Source organism: Herbaspirillum sp. B65 (assembly GCF_000333555.1).
Lineage (GTDB): Bacteria > Pseudomonadota > Gammaproteobacteria > Burkholderiales > Burkholderiaceae_D > Herbaspirillum > Herbaspirillum rubrisubalbicans.
Genome location: NZ_BADI01000300.1, coordinates 1 through 2,760, shown reverse-complemented (window position 1 = coordinate 2,760; position 2,760 = coordinate 1). Strand labels below are relative to the sequence as shown.

Here is a 2,760-nt window from a genome sequence, read left to right as displayed (position 1 = left end):
TCGCAGGGGGACTGCAGCTTGCACGGGGCTCTCCTGATGAAGTCTGTAAGAGGCCGTTGCAAACTGCGCACGTGGTGAGACCATCCTACAGATGGTCTCTTATCTAAAAATCTGCCGGGCAATTCTATGAGCCCGGCGCCGGGCTTGTCAACGATTGGCGGCTCCCGCCGTCCGCCGTATTATCCCGGCGCTCAGGGGCGCGCGCCGCTGGCCAGGCGCGCCCGCACCTGCGCCACGACCTGTGGCAGCTCGGCCACCGAGTCGATCACGTAGTGGGCACCGGCCGCCCGCAGGCGGAGTTCGGCCTGTTGCTTCAAGCGCGTGACTTCCTCATGGGGCAGTTGGGCCAGCTCTTCCCGCGTCAGGCCGACTTCGTTACCGGACAGCGACACGCCCACGCTCCACATGCCGGCGCGAATGCCTTCCTCGATGCCGGGCACGGTGTCGTCGACCTTGATGCAGGCGGCCACATCATCGATCTTCAGCGCCAGCATGTTGGCCAGCGCCATGTAGGGGCCGGGGCGGCCGCCTGCGGACAATTCATCGCCGGCTACCACGTGGTCGGGCACGATGCCGTCGGCCGCCGCCATGGGCAGCAGCACCTCCAGCACCTGACGCGGATAGCCGGAGCAGGAGCCGATCTTCAGGCCCTCTTCGCGCAGCCAGGCCAGCACCTGTGCGGCACCCTCGATGGGCTGCGAATACTGACCCACCTTGGCGATCTGCATTGGCATGAAGCGCGCATAGATGGCGTCGACATCGGCGTCCGATGGCGCACGTCCGCTGTGCGCTTGCCACTGCGCGGCGATGGTCGCATCGTCCAGCAGCACGCGGATGTGCTGCCACTTGGACAGACCCATGGGGCCGCGTGCCTGGGCCAGGGTGATGTCGATGTCGAAGCTCTTGAAGGCATCGACGAAGATCTGGGTCGGCGCCAGTGAGCCGAAGTCGACCAGGGTGCCGGCCCAGTCGAAGATGACGGCCTGCAATGGGCGGACGGTGGCTTGTGCTTGGTGCATGGAGTGTTCTCCTTGGCGTAAGGTAAAGGGGGGATTCAGCAGGCTGCGGCGATGAAGTTGCGCCCGCGCGGACCTTGCAGGGCGGCCTGCAACGCGGCTTCCCAGCGCTCGGCCAGGCCATAGCAGGCGGGGTCGGTGGACACGCCCAGCGCTTCCAGGAAACCGGTCAGGCGGGCAATCGCCTGTTCGGCGCTGTAGGCATCGAAGATCTGCAGCAACAGGGTATCGACCTGGGCATCGCGCCCCCACGCCAGGCGCAGGATATGCGGCAGCGAGAAGGAACAGGCGATGCCATGGGCCACGCCTTGGTGCAGCGTAATGTCATAGGACAAAGAATGGGCCAGCGCCGTCTTGGTATTGGAAAAGGCCAGTCCTGCTTGCAGCGCCGCCAGTGCCATCTGTGCGCGCAGGGCCAGGTCACGCGGCTGGCGCATCAGGGCCGGCAGCGTGGCCAGGATGGTGCGGGCGGCTGCCACGGCCAGGGTCGAGGAGACCGGATTGCGATGCACGTTCCAGATCGCCTCCAGGGCGTGCGATAGCGCATCCAGACCGCTGGCCAGGGTGGTGGCGGCAGGCAGGCTCAACATCAGGCGCGCATCGATGATGGCCGCCTGCGGCCAGGTCCAGGGGCGGTGCAGCGAATACTTGCGGCCGCCGCTGGCATCCCATAGCGTGGCCCAGGGCGTGACCTCGCTGCCGGTGCCGGCGGTGGTGGGGATGGCGATGAGCGACTTCAAGCGCGCCGGGTCGGGTTGGAAGGTCGACTCTTCCCGCAGGTGGGCGAGCACTTCAGCGAAGCGGCCCGAGGGCGTGGGCGCCAGCATGGCCTTGGCGCAATCGATGACGCTGCCGCCGCCCAGGGCAATCAAGCAGGGGACATCGGCGTGCTGTTGCCACAGACGCTGGTACATCTCGGCCAGCCAAGCTACGTCCGGGTTGGACTGCACGGTATTGTCGATGCCCGCCAACTGCGCGCCCAGCAGTTCGGCCACGCTGTCTTCCAGCCCCAGCGCGGCGGCATCGGGAAAGGTGATCAGCAGCGCGCGGCGACCTGCCAGCAGGCGCGGCAATTGCGCCAGGCTGCCGGCGCCGGCATGGAGGGTGACCGGGTTATGGAAGTGCCACATGGTGTCGTTTTCTTTTTCAAGCCAAGCAAAGGCGTCGGCGTTGACAGGACAAGAGCTTAAAGAGACATTGTGACGCCCCTGTTATCGATATAATCATTAAAACTTGACCAAGCTATTGACAGGATCTATAGATGACCCCCTCCCAATTACGCGCTTTCCTGGCAGTGGCGCGCCACCGCGGCTTTTCGGCGGCGGCCCGGGCGCTGGGCGTGAGCCAGCCGACCCTGACCACCCAGGTGCAATCGTTGGAGCGCGAGCACAACGTGGAACTGTTCTTTCGCCGGGGGCGGCGGGTGGACCTGTCGGAGACCGCGCAACGCCTCTTGCCGATCGCCCAGAACATTGCCGAACTAGAGCTGGATGCCCTGAACCTCCTGGTCAATTCGGGGGCGCTGCATGTGGGACATCTGCGTATCGGTGCGGTGGGGCCGTTCCACGTGATCGAGATGGTCGATGCCTATCGCGCCCGCTACCCGCGAGTCGAGCTGTCCATCAAGCTGGGCAACTCCGCACAATCGCTGGCCGACCTGGAAAACTATGTGACCGATGTGGCCGTGCTGGCCAGTTTTACCGACGATGCGCGCTTTCATGCCTTGCCCTATGCCGACCATGCG

At 65.3% G+C, this 2,760-nt stretch carries 3 protein-coding genes; 1 reads left to right on the top strand and 2 read right to left on the bottom strand.

Annotation, left to right across the window (positions count from 1 at the left end; translation table 11 throughout):
• Positions 1-191: 191 nt before the first annotated feature.
• Together phnX and psrA are read right to left on the bottom strand one after the other, a co-directional pair.
• Positions 192-1,019, bottom strand: coding sequence for a phosphonoacetaldehyde hydrolase (phnX, locus tag I5W_RS07770; RefSeq protein WP_044528800.1), 828 nt, complete (start codon positions 1,017-1,019; stop codon positions 192-194).
• 35 nt (positions 1,020-1,054) lie between these two features.
• The gene (gene psrA, locus I5W_RS07765; RefSeq protein ID WP_044528799.1) at positions 1,055-2,146 is read right to left on the bottom strand and encodes an iron-containing alcohol dehydrogenase PsrA; all 1,092 of its coding nucleotides are present in this window, start codon (positions 2,144-2,146) and stop codon (positions 1,055-1,057) included.
• A gap of 131 nt (positions 2,147-2,277) precedes the next feature.
• Between psrA and I5W_RS07760 the strand changes: the two genes are divergently transcribed.
• A partial coding sequence (locus I5W_RS07760) for a LysR family transcriptional regulator (protein ID WP_044528798.1) occupies positions 2,278-2,760 on the top strand: 483 nt, incomplete at its 3' end.